General features: G+C 41.5%; 14 protein-coding genes. 10 read left to right on the forward strand and 4 right to left on the reverse strand.

Annotation, left to right across the window (positions count from 1 at the left end; all coding sequences use genetic code 11):
• Positions 1-5 precede the first annotated feature (5 nt).
• Complete coding sequence (locus IQ236_RS00260) at positions 6-551, forward strand: DUF456 domain-containing protein (RefSeq protein WP_193867428.1); 546 nt, start codon at positions 6-8, stop codon at positions 549-551.
• Positions 552-773: 222 nt separating this feature from the next.
• Here the strand turns inward: IQ236_RS00260 and IQ236_RS00265 are convergent, their stop codons facing one another.
• Positions 774-1,544, reverse strand: coding sequence for an LmeA family phospholipid-binding protein (locus IQ236_RS00265; protein WP_228041349.1), 771 nt, complete (start codon positions 1,542-1,544; stop codon positions 774-776).
• 151 nt (positions 1,545-1,695) lie between these two features.
• Between IQ236_RS00265 and IQ236_RS00270 the strand changes: the two genes are divergently transcribed.
• Together IQ236_RS00270 and IQ236_RS00275 are read left to right on the forward strand one after the other, a co-directional pair.
• Positions 1,696-2,490, forward strand: coding sequence for a pseudouridine synthase (locus IQ236_RS00270; RefSeq protein WP_193867430.1), 795 nt, complete (start codon positions 1,696-1,698; stop codon positions 2,488-2,490).
• A 6-nt stretch (positions 2,491-2,496) separates the two neighbouring features.
• Positions 2,497-3,399: a helix-turn-helix domain-containing protein gene (locus tag IQ236_RS00275; RefSeq protein WP_193867431.1), complete on the forward strand. Its 903-nt coding sequence runs from the start codon at positions 2,497-2,499 to the stop codon at positions 3,397-3,399.
• A gap of 37 nt (positions 3,400-3,436) precedes the next feature.
• Here IQ236_RS00275 and malQ read toward each other — a convergent pair whose 3' ends face one another.
• The gene (gene malQ, locus IQ236_RS00280; RefSeq protein ID WP_193867432.1) at positions 3,437-4,948 is read right to left on the reverse strand and encodes a 4-alpha-glucanotransferase; all 1,512 of its coding nucleotides are present in this window, start codon (positions 4,946-4,948) and stop codon (positions 3,437-3,439) included.
• 441 nt (positions 4,949-5,389) lie between these two features.
• On the opposite strand from malQ, the gene IQ236_RS00285 reads away from it, so the two are divergent.
• The 5 genes from IQ236_RS00285 to IQ236_RS00305 all read left to right on the forward strand — a co-directional run bounded on the left by IQ236_RS00285 (position 5,390) and on the right by IQ236_RS00305 (position 13,379).
• On the forward strand, positions 5,390-6,025 hold the full coding sequence (locus IQ236_RS00285; protein WP_193867433.1) for a TMEM165/GDT1 family protein: 636 nt from the start codon (positions 5,390-5,392) through the stop codon (positions 6,023-6,025).
• A gap of 72 nt (positions 6,026-6,097) precedes the next feature.
• Positions 6,098-7,564, forward strand: a complete 1,467-nt coding sequence (gene zds, locus IQ236_RS00290) for a 9,9'-di-cis-zeta-carotene desaturase (RefSeq protein WP_193867434.1) — start codon at positions 6,098-6,100, stop codon at positions 7,562-7,564.
• A 102-nt stretch (positions 7,565-7,666) separates the two neighbouring features.
• Positions 7,667-8,119, forward strand: coding sequence for an SRPBCC family protein (locus tag IQ236_RS00295; protein ID WP_193867435.1), 453 nt, complete (start codon positions 7,667-7,669; stop codon positions 8,117-8,119).
• A 217-nt stretch (positions 8,120-8,336) separates the two neighbouring features.
• Positions 8,337-8,774 (forward strand): DUF4079 domain-containing protein, encoded by a 438-nt coding sequence (locus tag IQ236_RS00300; RefSeq protein WP_193867436.1) that lies wholly within the window; start codon positions 8,337-8,339, stop codon positions 8,772-8,774.
• A 336-nt stretch (positions 8,775-9,110) separates the two neighbouring features.
• The gene (locus IQ236_RS00305) at positions 9,111-13,379 is read left to right on the forward strand and encodes a response regulator (protein WP_193867437.1); all 4,269 of its coding nucleotides are present in this window, start codon (positions 9,111-9,113) and stop codon (positions 13,377-13,379) included.
• 74 nt (positions 13,380-13,453) lie between these two features.
• Here the strand turns inward: IQ236_RS00305 and cysE are convergent, their stop codons facing one another.
• Positions 13,454-14,269 (reverse strand): serine O-acetyltransferase, encoded by an 816-nt coding sequence (cysE, locus tag IQ236_RS00310; protein ID WP_193867438.1) that lies wholly within the window; start codon positions 14,267-14,269, stop codon positions 13,454-13,456.
• Positions 14,270-15,211: 942 nt separating this feature from the next.
• On the opposite strand from cysE, the gene mrdA reads away from it, so the two are divergent.
• Positions 15,212-17,053, forward strand: coding sequence for a penicillin-binding protein 2 (gene mrdA, locus IQ236_RS00315; protein ID WP_193867439.1), 1,842 nt, complete (start codon positions 15,212-15,214; stop codon positions 17,051-17,053).
• Positions 17,054-17,233: 180 nt separating this feature from the next.
• On the opposite strand, the gene gcvT is transcribed toward mrdA, so the two are convergent.
• Complete coding sequence (gcvT, locus tag IQ236_RS00320) at positions 17,234-18,355, reverse strand: glycine cleavage system aminomethyltransferase GcvT (RefSeq protein ID WP_193867440.1); 1,122 nt, start codon at positions 18,353-18,355, stop codon at positions 17,234-17,236.
• 290 nt (positions 18,356-18,645) lie between these two features.
• Here gcvT and rseP point away from each other — a divergent pair, with 290 nt between their 5' ends.
• Positions 18,646-19,749: an RIP metalloprotease RseP gene (gene rseP, locus IQ236_RS00325; RefSeq protein ID WP_193867441.1), complete on the forward strand. Its 1,104-nt coding sequence runs from the start codon at positions 18,646-18,648 to the stop codon at positions 19,747-19,749.
• Positions 19,750-19,757: the final 8 nt, after the last annotated feature.

Here is a 19,757-nt window from a genome sequence, read left to right on the forward strand (position 1 = left end):
GAGATATGAACTATTGGATTCTTTACTGGGTTGTCATTGCAGTCATGATAATTGGGGTAATTGGAACCGTTGTCCCTTTATTACCCGGAACCAGTTTAATATTAGGAGCCATTTTAGTGTGGGGAATTGCGACCCAATTCACGGGCATTGTTTGGCCGATGGTAGCGATATTTGTTATTTTAATTTTAAGTACAATTATTGAATATTTAGCTACTTATTGGGGAGTACAACAGTCCGGGGCGAGTAAATGGGCACAGTTTGGGGCGATTATTGGATTAGTGTTAGGGGTATTCGGACTATTACCTGCTTTACCTCTGGGAGGGCCAATTTTAGGGCTGTTATTGGGGCCAATTTTGGGGGCTTTTATTGGGGAATTTCTCTATCAACGGGATCTCAAATTCAGTGAACGAATTAAGCCCTCTTTCAAAGCCAGTATTGGGGTTTTCATTGGTTCAATTTTAGGAAACGTGATTGAACTGGTGTTATCCATTATTGCAGTCATTATTTTTGTAGTGACAACTTGGCCGTTAGTTTCAACGTTGCAACCTTGAATCAGTTATCAGTTATCAGTTATCAGTTATCAGTTATCAGTTAAGATGTGTTCTGATTCACGATTCTATTGAAAGTCATACAAGTTATTTATTGACAACAGTACATCATGCTATAACGGATGGGATATCTTCTCTTACATTACAATCACAAATTTTGAAATATTGCCAATCCATTATCCAGTGTTTAACTCAAATTTAGTCTAAGTCCCGAAAAATCACCGATTAAGGATTAACCTTGAGGGTCGCGTTAATCTCAAGGCATTCAGGAGATAAAATTAATCCTTGAATGTTGATATCCGAACCCAAATCCATGATATAATCACTAAATTGAAACTCCGTATTCAGGGTGTGAATTTTAACTTGAGGTTGGACAAACCTGAGTTGATATGAACTGGCAAGTTCTAATCCCGTTTTTAATTGAAACGGTAATAACTCACCGGGGTCGAAAAGCAGCTTGGCGGTTAAAACTAAATGATCGGTTTCTAGGTCTATTTGGGGATCTTGAACCCGTAGAACCGAATTAACCCAAGAGTGAGCCTGTTCTGGCTGGAGATCAGAAAAAGACATCAATCGGTTTTCCGTCATAGATCTTAACAGAGACAAAACAAACTCGTTTAACGCCTCTGTCAGCATCGGAGACTTTAGAGAAGCATTAATGTCGTGTTTATTTAATTGAAGATTTCCAGTCACCAAAAAAGCCTCTAAGAGGTGGAGAGATTGACCTTTTAACACTTGAGCTAAGTTAAACCGAATTTCTGAACCCTGTAACTGTACCTGAGTTAGATGTAACCCTTGGTAAATAGCCTTCTCAGCCGAGACAGAGACTTGAGGAATATAGCCTGATAGTAAAGAACGATTACTCCCCTTGATACTGAATTCTAAGCGATCAATTTTGTCAACTTGCGATCGCAACCAAAGCCGAACCGCCGTTGACAGTAGAGATCCAATCAACGGTTTACGCGACACTTGCATCAATCCCATAGCCATTCCCATTCTTGCATCCCCATTATTTCACAGCGAACTCAGATTAATAGTAGGATTAATTGCGGATTACTGTAATATTTGTACATAGTCTTTAGACTTGTGGCACAATTGAGCGTGGTTTTATCACCTTTATTGCCTTGTACGACGTTCACAAATCAGCATGGATGAAAGGCTACAAAAAATTATGGCTCAATGGGGTATTGCCTCGCGGCGTCATGCGGAAGAAATGATCCAAGCAGGACGGGTGCGAGTCAATGGCAATATTGCTCATTTGGGACAAAAAGCCGATCCAAACCATGATGATATTGAGGTAGATGGGAAACCCATTCATCCGTCAAGGCGACCCGTGCCCATCTATTTACTGCTCAATAAACCTTTAGGAGTTGTATCTACTTGTTTAGACCCGAACAGACGACCTTCCGTTTTGGATCTACTTCCCCGTAAACTGCGGGTGGGTGAAGGCATTCATCCGGTTGGGCGGTTGGATATAGATTCTACAGGAGCATTATTGCTGACCAACGATGGAGAATTAACATTTCGTTTAACTCATCCTCGTCATTTTATTCCTAAAACTTATCAAGTCTGGGTTGCTGGAAATCCACCGGATTCAGCATTACAGGCTTGGCGTCAGGGTGTCATGTTAGCAGGAAGAAAAACCCTCCCTGCTCAAGTCCGGTGTATCCAACAAATTCCAGGCCATAAGGCATTATTAGAAGTGATTTTATACGAGGGTAGAAATCGGCAAATTCGCCGAGTGGCGGAGCAATTGGGCTATCCCGTTGTTAAACTACACCGGACTGCTATTGGTTCAATTCAACTCCACCCCCCTGAACAGCCTGCATTACCAGAAGGTCAGTATCGTGCTCTGAGTGCATCTGAAATTGAGTTTTTACGAAATCCCACTTCCTCACCCTTGGTTAGTGTGCCCATTCACCCTGTAGAAAACAAGGAGTAAATGATTATGAAAACTGATTTATTTGTCTTACCGTTTAAAGTCCCTAAAAATCCTCGCCAAACGTTTAATTCAATTGACTCGGAATTGGTTCAACGATTATTAGAAATCGGAGAACAACTACGGGACACTCGTTTGGCTCATTCTTTATCTTTAGATATGGTGGCAGCTTACACCCGAATTCGTTCTCATTTATTACAATCTTTAGAAGAAGGTAGGATGGAGCAGCTACCCGAGCCGGTTTATACTCAAGGGTTAATTCGTCGCTATGCTGATGCTTTAGGTTTGAATGGAGAAGAACTCGCAAACTTTTTTCTTCCTGAACCTCCGCAAATGGGAGTAAAATCTAAACTTAGTTTCTTAAGTCTGCCTCAATTAAGACCTACCCATCTTTATCTAACTTATATCCTCTTAATTATTTGTGCCATTAATGGGGTTTCCTATCTAAATAAAACCGCTAATTTTGCAGGTGTATCGGGTGAACAGGCTGCTACAAATCCAACGGAAACTAATCCTCAACTCCGTCAGGCGGTAGTTCAAACTCCGACTCAACCCACCAGTCGTTTAGTGTCTGCTTCTCCTTCTGCAACAACCTCGACGGTAAAACCTGTTGAGAAAGTATCCGAAACAAAACCCTCTGTTACAGCGACAGATGAAAAGGCTGTAGAAGTGGGAATTGTTGTTAAAGATCAATCTTGGGTTTTAATTGAAGTTGATGGTAAAACCGAATTTGAAGGGATGTTAGAAGGCGGAACTCAACGCAGTTGGAAAGCCAAAGATAAAGTTGTTGTTGTGGCTGGAAATGCCGGGGGTGTTTTAGTGACAGTCAATAATGGAGAAGCCAAACGTCTCGGCGAACCCGGTCGCGTAGAAGAAGCCGTTTTCAAAGTCGAAGATTTATCTAAATCTTAAATCAGTAGAGACGCGCCATGGCGCGTCTCTACGCTGATTACTGATTCCGGGGTTGACGACCGTAGGTTTCCGTGAAAAATTTGAGGCGTTCGGCGATTTCTTCAGTTAACATTCCCGGTTGAAAACGCCACGCCCAGTTACCTTCAGCTTCTCCGGGCATATTCATTTTAGCTTCAGTGCCTAATCCTAGAATATCCTGAAGGGGGAAAATGGCTTGATTCGCGACACAGGACATAGCTAACCGAATTAAATCCCAATGAATGCCATAGTCGGAGGTACAACCTAAATAGCGGGTGACTCTGGCTTGTTCCTGTAAGGTACGACGGTTAAACCAACCAACGGTTGTATCGTTATCATGGGTTCCGGTATAAACGACCCAATTCGCCGAACTATAATTATAGGGTAAATAGGGATTATCTGGCCCGGAATCAAAGGCAAAATGTAGGATTTTCATTCCTGGGAAACCATATTTATCGCGCAATTGTTCAACTTCTGGGGTAATAATTCCCAAGTCTTCAGCAATAATCGGTAATGTGCCTAATTTCTCATTTAATAAGCTAAAAAAGGCATCTCCAGGCGCATCTATCCAGCGACCATTAATGGCAGTTGTTTCTCCTTGAGCGACCCCCCAATAGGATTCTAAACCTCGGAAATGATCAATCCGAATTAAATCTAAATAGCCTAATAAAGATTCAACTCGTTGTATCCACCAATGGAATCCTTCTTGTTGTAAACGTTCCCAATTATAAACGGGATTTCCCCACAATTGACCCGTTGCACTAAAATAATCCGGGGGAACACCCGCCATTAATGCAGCTTCTCCGGTTTCTCCATCTAAGGAAAAGATTTCAGGATGTGACCAAACATCGGCACTATCATGGGCGACATAAATCGCTAAATCCCCAAATATTTGTATGCCTTGTTCGTTTGCATACTGTTTAAGTTTTCCCCATTGTTTAAAGAATTGAAACTGGAGGAATTTATGATAATAAATGGGTTCAGCTAATTTTTCTCCCCATTTGTGTAAAGCTTCCTGTTTTCGTCGGGCAATATCTTCATCCCATTGATTCCAACTTTCCCCATTCAAGGCTTCTTTGAGAGCCATGAAAATTGCATAATCATCTAACCAATAGTTGCTGCGAGAACAAAAGTGATTAAATTCTTTCTCTTGGTCAGATGTAGCATTTTCTTTAAAAGCTTTACAGGCTTTTTTAAATAGTTTATCTTTAAAGGATTTAACCCCATCAAAATTAACAATATGGCTAGGAAATTTAGGGGGATTTGCTAAATCTTCGTCGGTTAATAATTCATCCTCTTTTAAGAGTTCTAAACTAATTAATAAGGGATTTCCAGCAAAAGCCGAATAGGATAAATAAGGAGAATTGCCAAATCCAGTGGGGCCAAGGGGTAACACTTGCCACAATTGTTGAGCACTATTTCTGAGAAAATCAATAAATTGATAGGCGACGGGGCCAATGTCTCCCACGCCAAAAGGGCTCGGTAAGGACGTGGGATGCAGTAGGATACCGCTAGAACGGGGAAATGCCATAAGAATTAAGGATAAAAGGTAATCGCAATGGGTCAGGGATCAAGTGAAGTTGCAGATGGAAAGCAAATCAACATCTGATATCCATCTTTTGATCTTACGACTAAGAGGAAGATCCTGTTCCATAAATTTTATCAAGGGGACGGAAAATTAACGAAAGGTGAGATTTTTTCTGACTTTAGATAGAAATCCCCCCTCCCCTGTAGAGACGTTCCATGGAACGTCTCTACAGGGGGGATCATCTGTAGCATCTATAATGGGATTTGATATTATTTTTGTAATTTTATAAAAATGAATTCATTATGAATTTATAATGATTCATTTATGAAAAAGACAAAATTAAACCGATAGAAATACTTAAAAATAAATCCGTTTTATGGTAAAATAAAAAAATGAAAGTCTGATTATCCGCTTTCATCAATCCTGTTTCATCTTCTTGAAATCATGCTGACAGCTTTTACAGCCGCACTCTTACTGATTACTATTTCAGAACTTGGCGATAAAACATTTTTTATTGCGGTTATTTTATCATCAAAATATGATAGAAAAATCGTATTTGCTGGGGTAGTTGCAGCCTTGGCAACCATGACCGTTCTTTCCGTTGCTGTGGGACGGGTCTTTTCATTCTTACCGCCAATTTATATTCACTACGCCGAAATTGTTTTGTTTGCCTTGTTTGGATTTAAACTTTTATATGATGCTAGTAAAATGGCTCCAGAAGCGGGTAGTCATGATGAACAAGAAGAAGCCTTAGAAGTTGTCAAAAAAGCGGATCAGAAGTTTGTGATCGGAAAAACTAAATGGGGAACTTTATTAGAATCTTTTATATTAACCTTTGCAGCCGAATGGGGCGATCGCACTCAAATTGCCACCATCGCCTTAGCCACCTTTCATAATCCAGTTGGAGTTATCCTAGGAGGAATTGTCGGACATACAATTTGTGCGGCAATTGCGGTATTAGGGGGGAAATTAATCGCCGGAAGATTATCAGAACGTACCATTACAGCCATTGGCGGTTGTCTATTTCTGGTTTTCAGTGCGATCGCATTATTTGAAGGTACCCAAAGCACCCCAGCCTAAGTCATGATTGAATGTGCCCGCTTTTTGTTACAATCTGTAAACAAATGGTTAAGGAAAAGGGCAGTCTAACAAATGCGGGTTGCGATCGCAGGAGCAGGTTTAGCAGGCATGGCTACGGCAATAGACCTCGTAGATGCCGGACACGACGTTGAAATTTTTGAATCTCGTCCCTTTGTGGGGGGGAAAGTAAGCAGTTGGATAGATGCCGATGGTAACCATATTGAAATGGGGTTGCACGTCTTTTTCGGCTGCTACTATAACTTATTTGAACTGATGCGAAAGGTGGGGGCTATTGACAACCTCCGGTTAAAAGACCATACCCACATTTTTATTAACCGAGGGGGACAGACCGGAAGTTTAGACTTTCGCTTCATTACCGGGGCACCTTTTAACGGGTTAAAAGCCTTTTTTACCACCTCCCAACTCTCCGTAATTGATAAACTGCAAAATGCTATTGCATTAGGAACTAGCCCGATTGTTCGCGGGTTGGTAGACTTTGAAGGCGCGATGAAAATTATCCGCGAATTAGATCGGGTGAGTTTTGCCGACTGGTTTCGCAGTCATGGGGGTTCTGAAGGTAGTTTAAAACGGATGTGGAACCCCATTGCTTATGCGTTAGGATTTATCGATACCGAGAATATTTCCGCTCGGTGTATGTTAACAATTTTTCAATTTTTTGCCGCCAAAACAGAGGCATCTGTGCTGCGAATGTTGGAAGGATCTCCGGCAGAATATTTGCATAAACCGATTGTCAATTATTTAGAACAACGGGGGGGAAAAATTCATACTCGCCGTCGAGTTCGAGAACTCCAATTTGAGGAAATTGACGGGAAAACCTATGTTACTGGAATGGTGGTCGCCAAAGGAGAAACGGAAGAAACCATTGTTGCAGATGCTTATGTTTGTGCTGGGGATGTTCCCGGTGTACAAAAAATGATTCCGGCTGCTTGGCGGAAATGGTCAGAATTTGACAAGATTTATAAATTAGAAGCGGTTCCCGTTGCCACTGTTCAACTGCGGTTTGATGGTTGGGTAACGGAATTAAATGATCCTGAAAAACGTCAACAACTAAAAGCAGCCGCAGGGATCGATAATTTATTATATACAGCCGATGCTGATTTCTCCTGTTTTTCCGATTTAGCGTTATCGAGTCCGGCGGATTATTATCGAGAAGGTCAAGGATCTTTATTGCAGTTAGTGTTAACTCCAGGTGATCCCTTTATTAAACAAAATAATGAAGAAATTGCCCAGCACGTTTTGAAACAAGTGCAGGATTTATTTCCCAGTTCCCGTGAACTGAATATGACTTGGTATAGTGTCGTTAAATTAGCTCAATCTCTCTATCGAGAAGGGCCAGGAATGGATGCCTATCGTCCGAGTCAAAAAACTCCCATTGCTAATTTCTTTTTAGCCGGAAGTTACACACAACAGGATTATATTGATAGTATGGAAGGGGCAACGATTTCGGGACGGCAAGCGGCTAAAGCGATATTAGAAAGTAGCTTTCCTCCGCTTAAACCTTCTCCTGTCGTTGTTTAAGAATTGATCACGTTAAAGAAACCGGGTTTCTAATCGTAATTTAGGATAAAATTAACATATATCCTTCAGAAACCCGGTTTCTATATTACATCATTCAATATTATGGCTGATTGGTTAGAACATAGTGTTCAAGTTGAAGTTCCCGTTCCCATTGATATCTCTTGGAATTTATGGTCAGATTTGGAACAAATGCCGCGTTGGATGAAATGGATTGATTCGGTTACAATTTTAGAGGATAATCCTGATTTATCTCGCTGGAAATTAGCAACGGGAAATTTTGAATTTAGTTGGTTATCTCGAATTTTGAAACAAATTCCCAATCAAATTATTCAATGGGAATCAGTAGATGGTTTGCCCAATCGAGGCGCAATTCGGTTTTATGATCGACATGGGAGTAGTATTGTTAAATTGACAATTTCTTATGCGATACCCGGAATTTTAGGCCAACTCATGGATAATTTATTTTTGGGTGGTGTGGTGGAGTCTACCATTCAAAAGGATTTAGAACGGTTTCGAGATTATGCCATAGAATCCTATAGTGGTTCTTTGAATTAATGTTGAACGGAGGGAACAGCTTAACAGGGAACAGATTTTAATTTTCTAGTTTTTTAATAAGATTAATAATCATTCTACTTTTGGCTGTTTCATGTCAAAAGTATTATCTAGTTTTCCCTATTGCCCATTGCCCATTCGTAATTCGTAATTCGTAATTCGTAATTCGTAATTCCCTTTTGAGCAGAAATTTTGGATACAAATCAAATAGGATTGCTATATGAATTTACCGTCGTTTTTGTGGCTGTGGAAAATAGCAGCTTGGTCAATGGGATGTTCGGTCTTCGCTTACCTTGTATTAGCGATGACCGGGGGATGGATGCTATATTCACGCCAAAATAAGCAACCTCGACCCAAAGGACTCAGAACTCTCCATTATGTTGTGGGTGGGGGGATGGTGTGTTTAGTTTTGGCTTTACTGGCCATTGGTTTAGTGGGAACCCTTGGATATTATGGCAGTTTAGGTCATTCGATTCATTTGGCTGCTGGATTAATTGTGGTGAGTTTAGTGTTAGGATCAGCGTGGAGTGCCACCCAAATTAATCCTAAAAATCCTTGGGCGCGATCGCTTCATATTAGTTTGAATATCGGTTTATTTTTTGCCTTTACTGCGGTTTCTTTATCCGGGTGGGTGATTGTCCAGAAATATTTACCTTAATTTGATTCAGCGATTGTCCAACCTCATTGGTCTGGCTTCATTCCCTACACTCGATCTTAACCGTCAGTTTTGAGGTTAACGGTTTTACTCTTGACTGCTGTACAGAACCGGAACAGAGACAGTGATCCGACAGGTTTTAAGAGCATTTCTATGGACTCTAAAAGCCAAGATACAATAAAAGATAGAAATTCTATCTGTGGAACTCCCGTTAAACCCTTTAAATCGGTGTAACTGTTGATGTCCACATCTCCCTAGATCCAAAATCACTGTTTTTAGAGGATGGGTGCAAATACAACCTCGTTAATTGCTCAATAGCACGTCTAAGGTCACACCGCCATGAAATTGCGAAAGAAAACACTGCTCATTATAGGTGCAGCCCTGATTGGGTTAATCGTGGCTATGTATCTTACCGCATCGATGTTGCTGGTGCATGATTTCCGCCATCTGGAAAGTCGGTATGTCCGTCAAGATGTAGTGCGAGCTTTAAATGCGATTAATGATGACTTAGATAGTTTAGATATTATCGCTCAGGATCAAGCGAAATGGGATGATACCTATCGCTTTATTGATGCTCATAACGCTCAATATGTGGTTTCTAACTTAGTGGATACCACCTTTACAGATCTGCGGCTGAATTTATTTATTTTAATCAATCCTCAAGGAGAAATTGTTTTTAGTAAAGGATTTGATTTGCAACGTCACCAAGAAATACCGATTCCCTCTAGTCTATCTTCCCATCTTACCTTAAAAAGTCCCCTTTTAGCGAGTCTCAAACCATCCGATTTATCACCCATTGCCATTCAAGGTATTATTGTTTTACCTGAAAGTCCTTTATTAGTAGTCGCCCGACCGATTTTAACCAGTACCGCATCGGGCCCAAGCCGAGGAATATTAATTTTAGGACGGTATTTGACCGGAACAGAAATTGAACGATTAGCTGATATTACTCAACTCTCCTTAACCGTTGACTCCATTACTCAAGACACAGAAAATCATAAATTTTTATTATTTCCTCAAACCCAACCTTATACGGAAGACATTATTGCAACCCAAGCCATTCGCCTGGAATCTTTGAATACAGAAATGGCGATCGCATCGGTTCCCGTAGGGGATTTATATGGTCAACCGAAATTATTTTTACGGGTTAAAGTTCATCGTCCGATTTATAAACAAGGTCAAACAACCTTAGCTTATTTCACGTTATTTTTATTTGTAGTTGGGTTAGTTTTTGGAGGGATCACCCTATTATTATTAGAAAAATTAGTGTTATCTCGCCTAACCGATTTGAATACTGCGGTTAATGAAATTGGGGAAAGTGGGAATTTAGCCTTAAGAATTGATGTTAATGGACAGGATGAATTATCAAGTTTGGCAGAGGCGATTAATGGAATGTTACAAGCCTTAGCAGAGGCCCAATCTCAAGGACAGGAAAGTGAACAGCGTTATCGTTTAATGGCGGAAAACTCTACAGATATGATTACCCGTCATTCTCCAGAAGGAGTCTTTTTATATGCGTCTCCTGCTTGTCGCACGTTATTAGGATATGAACCGGAAGAATTAGTGGGAAATCCTTTACCCCATTTCATCCATCCTGATGATTTAGATGTGATTATTAAAGCCTATCGAATTATTCTACAACAGAACGTTATCTACACCATAGAATATCGAATTTGTCATAAAAATGGGGATTATATTTGGTTTGAAACCACCAGTAGTGCCATTCGTAATTCCACCACAGGGAGCGTTCATGAAATTATTGGGGTATCCCGCGATATTAGCGAACGTAAACAACGAGAACAACAACTTCAAGACAGTGAAGCCTCGATTCGATCCCTGTATCAAATTACGTCCTGTCAAGACTTAAATTTTGAAACACGACTGCAACAAATTTTAGCATTAGGCTGTGCTAAATTTTGTTTAGAATATGGCATTTTATCCCATGTAACCCTTGACCCTTCCTCCTTCTCAGAATTGCCAGAAGAAAGAAACTATTTTTATCATATTATTGCCGTTGTTGCTCCCGATGAATCAATTCAAAAGGGACAGATTTATAAATTAGAAGATACCTTTTGTAAAATTACCATTCAAGCTAAACAACCTCTTTATTTTGAATCGATTAAATTTTCCGGTTTACCCTTTTGTCCAGCCTATAAAATCTTTCCCATTGAAGCCTATATGGGGACTCCTGTGATTGTTGAAGGAGAGGTTTATGGAACCCTCTGTTTTTGGAGTTCTCAACCCTTATCTGACCCCTTTCAAGCGGTGGATCGAGATTTATTAAAATTAATGGCTCAATGGATTGGCGGTGAAATTGAACGTCAAGAAACAGCAACGGCTTTAGCAAAAGCACGAGATCAAGCCTTAGCAGCAACCCGGGCAAAAAGTGAATTTTTAGCCACCATGAGTCATGAAATTCGGACTCCGATGAATGCTGTCATTGGGATGACCGGGTTACTTTTGGATACAACCTTAACCCCTATTCAGCAAGATTTTGTAGAAACGATTCGCAGTAGTAGTGATGCGTTATTATGTTTAATTAATGATATTTTGGATTTTTCTAAAATTGAATCAGGAAAGTTGGATTTAGAAAATCATCCCTTTAATTTAAGAACCTGTATTGAAGAATCCTTAGATTTATTAGTGACCAAAGCGGCGAGTAAAAATCTCGATTTAGTTTATTTAATTGATCCGTGTACCCCGAATCAAATTATTGGGGATATGGCAAGATTACGTCAAATTTTAGTTAATCTTTTAAGTAATGCGGTGAAATTTACGGAGGCGGGAGAAGTGGTTGTGTCTGTCACCGCCGAAAAACTGGATGACTCCATCGCTGAGAAAGAGATTAACGGAGAAAAATCTCCCCATCAAGACAGTTCAATTCATTATCCCCTTCCTTGTTCTTTTTATGAAATTAAAGTGGCTGTTCAGGATACGGGAATTGGCATTTCTCCGACCGGAATGGAACGTCTCTTTCAGTCCTTTAGTCAAGTAGATTCTTCAATTAATCGTCAATATGGGGGTACAGGTTTAGGATTAGCGATTAGTAAACGATTAGCTGAACTCATGGGGGGGCAAATGTGGGTTGAAAGTCAAGGCGCAACAGCCGGAGATCCCCCGGCTAATTTTAAACTAGAACAATCTTTAGATTCCTTTTGTTTATTAGATGGAGAAGGGGGGGATGAGGAGGAAAATAAAACGGAAAAAATCAAAACAACTCGCAAAGGTTCAACGTTCTATTTTACGGTTTTGGCTCAGTCCTGTTCTAATTTATCTTCTGAATGGTCAACGCTGCATGAATTAGCCGGAAAACGATTATTAATTGTAGATGATAACAGCAGCAGTCGCCAAATGTTAAAGTTACAAACCCAAGCTTGGGGAATGTCAAGCCAAACTGTTAAAAATGGGGCGAGAGCATTGGACTTTTTACAGCGCAAACAGTTTGATGTTGCCATTATTGAAATGCAAATGGCTGCGATGGATGGATTAACCTTAGCCAAAAAAATTCGTCAATTACCCACCTGTCAAAATTTACCCTTAATTTTATTAACATCCGTAGGGGAAAAAAACTTAGGGAAATCTAAATCGATTGAAATTGCAGCTTGTTTAAATAAACCGATTAAACAATCCCAACTTTACAACGTTTTAATTAATATTTTAGGCGGCGAACCTTTAGAGGTTCATGTTCAAAGTCAAACTTATTTACATAGTCGAAATCGAGGAAGTTTGCGAGCATCTCAGGATATTCCGTTATTAGCGGAGAAGTTACCCCTACGCATTTTATTAGCAGAAGATCATCTGGTTAATCAAAAAGTTGCCTTACAAATCTTACAACGAATGGGATATCGGGCGGATGTCGCTGGAAATGGTTTTGAAGTCTTAGAAGCGTTACGTCGTCAACCCTATGATGTGATTTTAATGGATATGCAAATGCCAGAAATGGATGGGTTAGAAGCGTCTCGTCAGATTCAAAAATTATATGGAAATCCCCAAAAATCTCAAGTGATGCGACCTCGAATTATTGCGGTAACGGCAAATGCCATGGAAAGCGATCGCAATGAATGTATTAATGCAGGTATGGATGACTATATTAGTAAGCCCATTCGCATGGAACAATTGATCCAAGTTCTGAGTAAATGTCAACCACTTCAAGAACTTGCCGTTACCTTAGACTCAGAAATAACCAACTATAAAACATATAATGGAGTTTTAAATTCCCCCTATTCTTTAACCCTCATCAGTCCCAACCCCCCCATTTTAGATCATAAAGTGTTACAGGGTTTAAGGGAAGTAGAAGCTTTAGAAGAAGTGATTGAGATTTACTTTCATACCGCCCCGGAATTGTTAGAAGCGATCGCCGTTGCCATTGCTAATCTGGATGCTCAGGAATTACAACCGGCGGCTCATTCTTTAAAATCCATTAGTGGTACTCTGGGTGCTTTCAACTTATCAGAACAATGTCAAAAATTAGAACTCCTCGCTCGTCACTGTAATCAAGCTCAAAATCTCTTACCCCAAAGTGAAAGTGAAACGATTTATGGCCAAATTGAAATCGAGTTTGAGAAAGTCAAAATTGCCTTGCAAGAGCAATTAAGCCGTAATCAGTAAACGACCCCCACTTATGTTTGAGCAAAAGTGCAGGGTTTTAGTACCTTAGCCTAGAGTGCTATAACAAGCCCGCTTTAAATTCCAGCACCATCTAAAAACTCTTGAATGGTGCGATCTTTAAGACGGCAATGGGTTGCTGCCAAAACCGAGTATTCTTCATCAATATCGGTTGTCGGTTCTCCAAAGGTTAACTGATTTGAGTCAGGGGAGTAGTCTAATTTGAGAGCCGCTTCTAGTTGATTCGGATCAGTAGAAGATTGTTGTTGCAGTGTTTGGACTTGCTGTTCTAATAGTTCAATCCGATCTACTAACATCCGAATCACCTGGGCTTCTGAGTCAGGAAGACTGCCATGTTCGAGAGGTTCGATCCGAACCCCAGAGCGATAGACAACGCGACCAGGAACACCCACAACGGTACAATTAGAAGGAACATCCCGCAGTACCACCGATCCGGCCCCAATCCGAACATTGTTACCCAGTTGGATATTGCCTAAAACTTTAGCTCCGGCTCCAACAACAACATTTTCTCCCAGGGTAGGATGACGTTTCCCGCTTTCCTTTCCGGTTCCCCCTAAAGTTACTCCTTGATAAATTAGGCAGAAATCCCCTAGAATAGCCGTCTCACCAATGACCACACCCATGCCATGATCAATAAAGACCCCTTTACCAATCACAGCACCCGGATGAATTTCAATTCCTGTCAAAAACCGAGCGATGTGGGAAATCAGACGAGGAATAAAGGGCAGTCCCAAAACATACAACCCATGGGCGAAACGGTGGAAGACCAAAGCCTGAAGACCTGGATAGCAAAACAGGACTTCTAACCAATTGCGAGCGGCAGGATCACGCTCAAAAATAATACGAAAATCATCTTGAAGGGTCTTGAGCATCGATTAATAACCCATTTTTATTATACAAACCACTTTTCCCCTTGTGAACTCCCCAAACTTCCGCTATACGGTTGCTAATGGGTTTCCCGCTTCAGTAGGAAATACCTTAAAAACTCCGTAGTTTTTTTGGACTTACATTCCTTCCCAAGGCAGGAATCCAGGTTCCCAAGAGCCAAAAACTTTATCTTTCAACCTCTACCGATTAGCTTGGTTGACACACCCCTGCCGTCATGCGAGGGGATTCTTTAGGAAGGCACTCATGGAAAACCATTGTGTACGAACTAGGACACTACTCCTACTCCCCTAGCGATGCCAATTGCCACTACTCCCTCCGGTGTTGCCACCATTGGGGCTACTTTTTGGTCTTGTTTGATTCACTCGCTCGAATGTCTTTACTTGTAGGGGCTAGAAGTAGAGTCCCGAAGTACCGGGTTCACCATTTCGGTCAACCGCCTTTTAACTACAGCGTCCCGCTACTGGGAGTCTCACCCACCGTTCGAGGTCAATGTGTCTAAGACAATTCTACTGTAAAGTCGTGCTTTTAGCACGGGGTTTTTACCCATTTTTCTGATGATCGCTTATGGTATTGAAGTTGCAGATCGAACCTAAATTATATCAGATTTTGCATCGACTTACGGGCAATTCCCGGTTTTGAAATTCAGCTTTTTGGGTTGAGTCCACTGATTATTCGTTTTTTCCCTGACGATTATGCTGTTATTCTTCATGAGTGTGATCATATTGGCAACGCTATGGATTACTCAGGGGGTTGTTTTATTTCCCCTGGATGTAATCGGTAGTCTACACTTGCCCCATTGGATAAGTTTAGTCGTAATATTAGTCGTACTATCTTGGTGCTTGGGGAACTAATCGGGTGGGGTCTAAGCACCACGCACGAACCATTTGTCAACAGTTAACAGTCTATACCGTAATAAATTTGGGGATATGGAGAGCAATTATTCTTGGGGTACGGATGTTCATCAAACCACAATTCCTTTGCGGAATCATCAAAGACGACAGATTCGTCCGTTATATCGTGCGGTGTTATTGATGGTATTAGCAACCCTGGCAATGGGTGTGCATTCTTTTCGTCTGGTGCAATTGCAACTGATAGATGGCCCGAAAAACCGAGAACGAGCCGAAGAAAACCGGATTCGGTTAATCCCCATTCCTTCTAATCGGGGTTATATCTTAGATCGCAACAATAAACCCTTAGCAGCGAATCATTTAACCCGTGCCTTATACGTTTGGCCCAAGGAACAAACCCCGGAACAATGGTCACAAATTGCCACAATGCTTAATCCTGTCCTGAACATGACCCCGGAAAAGATTTTAGCCCCCATTCAAAAAGCCGGGTATCAGTCCCCTACGGCCGTCAGAATTACCCAGTTTCTAACGCCAGAGGCCTTTGTTTGGTTAGGAGAAAAATCGGCCGAGTTACCCGGATTGGAAGTCCGAACGGAATCTAACCGTTATTATCCTCAAGGAAGTTTAGCTTCACAGGTCTTGGGCTATATTGGTGAAGCGACGGCGGAGGAGTTGAAAAAACACCCACAATGGCCGATGGGGATGATTGTCGGACAGTTGGGGATTGAAGCCAGAGCCAATGAAGCCCTCTCTGGGGTCTGGGGTTCTCGCTTAATTGAAGTGAATAGTTTGAACCAAGAATTGCGAGAATTAGGTCAACGTCCCTCTAAAGGGGGAAAAAATGTTAAATTAACCCTCGATTTAGACTTACAAAAAACAGCAGAAGCAGCCCTCGGAGATCAACGGGGGGCCGCCGTTGCCTTAAATGCCAAAACGGGAGAAATTTTGGTGATGGCTAGTAGCCCCCGATTTGATCCCAATATGTTTACAAAACCCATTAGCCAAAAACAATGGGAAGAACTACAAAACCAGGATGATCCCTTTTTAAATCGAGCGCTACAAGGCTATCCACCGGGGAGTACCTTTAAAATTGTGTCCTCGGCGGCGGGGATGGGTTCGGGTAAATTTAGTCCTGATTCCATGCAAGCAACCTATGGTTCCATTACGGTGGGGGGGATTACCTTTAACGAACATAGTGGAGGTTATGGGGTGATTGGATTTCGAGATGCCCTAGCCTTCAGTAGTAACACCTTTTATTATCAACTGGGGATGGCTGTTGGCCCGGAAGCTATTGCCGAATGGGGTAAACGGTTGGGGATTGGAAATACCAGTTTAGACCTTTTAGGATTACAAGAAGGGTCAGAAGGATTTATTCCCACCCCGGAGAATAAGGAAAAAACCTATGGCGAACCTTGGTATTTAGGGGATACTGTTACGATGTCCATTGGTCAAGGTGCTGTGTTAGCAACGCCATTAGAGTTGGCGGTCATGGTGGCTTCCATTGCCAATGGGGGATATCGGGTGAAACCCCATTTGTTAGAGGAATTAACCCATACGGCACAAGCAAAACCGGAGCCTACTGGGATGAAGCCAGAAGTTGTTCAGGTGATCAAAGAAGGCTTGATTTCTGTAGTTGAGTATGGGACAGCCACTGTGATGAATGATGGGTCTATTCCTTTAACGGGGGGTAAAACTGGAACTTCAGAAGTGTTAGGACAAACCTCTCACTCTCTGTATGTGGGTTTTGGGCCCGCCAGCAAACCTGAAATTGCGATCGCGGTTGTGGTTGAAAATGGGGGTTATGGCTCTAAATCCGCTGCCCCTATTGCTAAAGCTATTTTCCAAACTTATTTTAATAAAAACAAACCCGCTTCTGAAGCCGTCAACGCCCAAAATACCGAGGAACCCCCAACTCCATAACCAAGGATTGACCTTTGGCTATTGACGGTTGACAGTTATCAGTGTAGAGACGCGCCATGGCGCGTCTCTACCAGTTATCAGTCTAAGAGTTAAGCATCAATCAGCTAATGACTGATGACTAATGACTATTACTTACTTTTCCCTCATCCCCTCATCCCCTTGTCCCCTCATCCCCTTGTCCTATTTCTTCATCCGATGAGGAGAACGATAAAAAGGACGTTTGACAACAACGGCGGGGTAGGTTTTACCGCGAATTTCCACGTCTAAGGATTGACCTATTTTGGATAATGGGGTAGGAACATAAGTCATTGAAATGGCTTTTCCCAAAGTTGGGGATAAGGTTCCACTGGTAATTTCTCCGATTTTTTCTCCATCGAATAAAACCGGATATCCGTGACGAGCAATATGTCTTCCTTGCATTTCTAACCCGACTAATTTTTGCTTGACTCCGGCTGTTTTTTGTTGTTCTAATGCTCGACGACCAATAAATTTTCCTTTGGTTTCCCAATGAATAATCCAACCTAAACCTGCTTCTAAAGGAGTTGTGGTTAAATCAATATCTTGCCCATATAAAGCCATTGCTGCTTCTAAACGCAGGGTATCTCTTGCCCCTAAACCGCAAGGCATTACCCCGGCTGTAGCTAAATTTTGCCATAATTCCACACCCATAGCCGGATCAACCATAATTTCAAATCCATCTTCTCCGGTGTATCCTGTGCGGGCAATAAAAGCAGATTGTCCTAAAATTGTTGTACTAATATGACCAAAAAATTTAACGTCAGAAAGATTATGGTTAACGAAGGGTTGTAATACTGCTTCTGCTTGTGGCCCCTGAACTGCTAATAAAACTTGATCTTTGGATAAATCCTCTAATGTTACCCCGTGATCCTCAATATGAGCACTAATCCAAGCTTTATCCCGTGAGCGAGTTGCTGCATTCACAATCATTAACCCTTGGGGGAGGTTGGTAATCGGATCAAGACCTTGGTTATAAAAAATAATATCGTCTAATATTCCTCCCTGAACATTTAACAAAGCGCTATATTGGGCTTCACCCGGTTGTAAACGGCTTAAATCTGATGGCACAAGGGACTGTAACGCCTCAATCAAATGTTCTCCTCGCAGAATAAATTTACCCATGTGGGAAATATCGAACATTCCTACAGTTTGTCGGACGGCTTCATGTTCTCGGTTAATTCCTGTAAACTGAACCGCCATTTCCCAACCGGCGAAAGGTACCATGCGGCCATTAAGTTCAACGGAGACGTTATACAGGGGAGTACGAGAAAGGGTCATTGTCATATTGGTGTTGACTGTTAGCTGTTGACTGTGTACAGACGTGCCAAAAGCCTTACGGCATGGCTTCGCCAAGGCACGTCTCTACTGACTGTTGACTGTTGATAGGGTTTTAGGTCAATCGTTGAATTACTCCTGTTTGATCATAATACTGTTAAAACCGATTGTTGAATAACCCCATGCCAACAGTCAACACTGCGATACTTCAGCGTGAGCTCAGTGCAAAGCGGTCAACCTTCAGCAACTGATATTAGAATAGTTAGAACCGCTCTTATGTTGTTTTACGGGACTTATTCATGTCAGTATTGGCAGCGATCGCAGTTCTTGCAGTGTTAATTGTCGTTCATGAATTGGGGCATTTTTTAGCCGCTCGTTTCCAAAATATTCATGTTAATCGGTTTTCCATTGGTTTTGGCCCGATATTGTGGAAATATCAAGGCCCAGAAACCGAATACGCTATTCGAGGTCTTCCATTAGGAGGATATGTAGGATTTCCTGATGAAGATCCTGAGAGTACCATTCCTAAAGATGACCCCAATTTACTGAGTAATCGTCCCGTTTTAGATCGGGCAATTGTGATTAGTGCGGGGGTGATTGCTAATTTAATTTTTGCCTATTTTCTATTGGTGACTCAAATTGGGATTATTGGGGTTCCCAGTTTTAATTATGAACCGGGGGTGAAAGTTGCCGAAGTCGCTCAAGATGTCAACTCTGCTGCTAACCGAGCCGGAATTGAATCGAAAGATATTATTTTGGCTGTAGACGGTCAGGATTTAGGAGCTTCGGAAACTTCCATTAAAACCTTAATTAATGTGATTCAAAATAATCCGAATCAACCCTTATCGATGGAGATTAAACGACAGGATCAACTTGTATCCGTCAAAGTCGTTCCTGAACCGGGAAATGATGGGAAAGGTCGCATTGGAGTACAGTTAACGTCTAATGGAACTGTCGTTCGTCATCGGGCTGCAAACCCCATTCAGGCGTTTACCGAAGGAGCAACGGAATTTCAACGGATTATTAATTTAACCCTATCCGGTTTTGGTCAACTGATTAGTAACTTTAGTGAAACCGCAGAACAGTTATCTGGCCCTGTAGGAATTGTGGCAATTGGGGCTGATATTGCCCGTTCAGATGCGGGAAATTTGTTTCAATTTGCGGCTTTAATTAGTATTAACTTAGCGTTCATTAATATTCTCCCCCTTCCGGCTTTAGATGGGGGTCAATTAGCGTTTTTATTAATTGAAGCGTTGCGCGGGAAACCCTTACCCGATAAAGTCCAAGAAAGTGTGATGCAAACGGGGTTAATGCTGTTATTGGGATTAGGGGTTTTCTTGATTATTCGAGATACCGTTAATTTAGCCGATTTGAGTTGGGTGCGATCGCTCTTTCCCCAGTAAAGAATCAA

Source organism: Planktothrix mougeotii LEGE 06226 (assembly GCF_015207485.1).
GTDB lineage: Bacteria > Cyanobacteriota > Cyanobacteriia > Cyanobacteriales > Microcoleaceae > Planktothrix.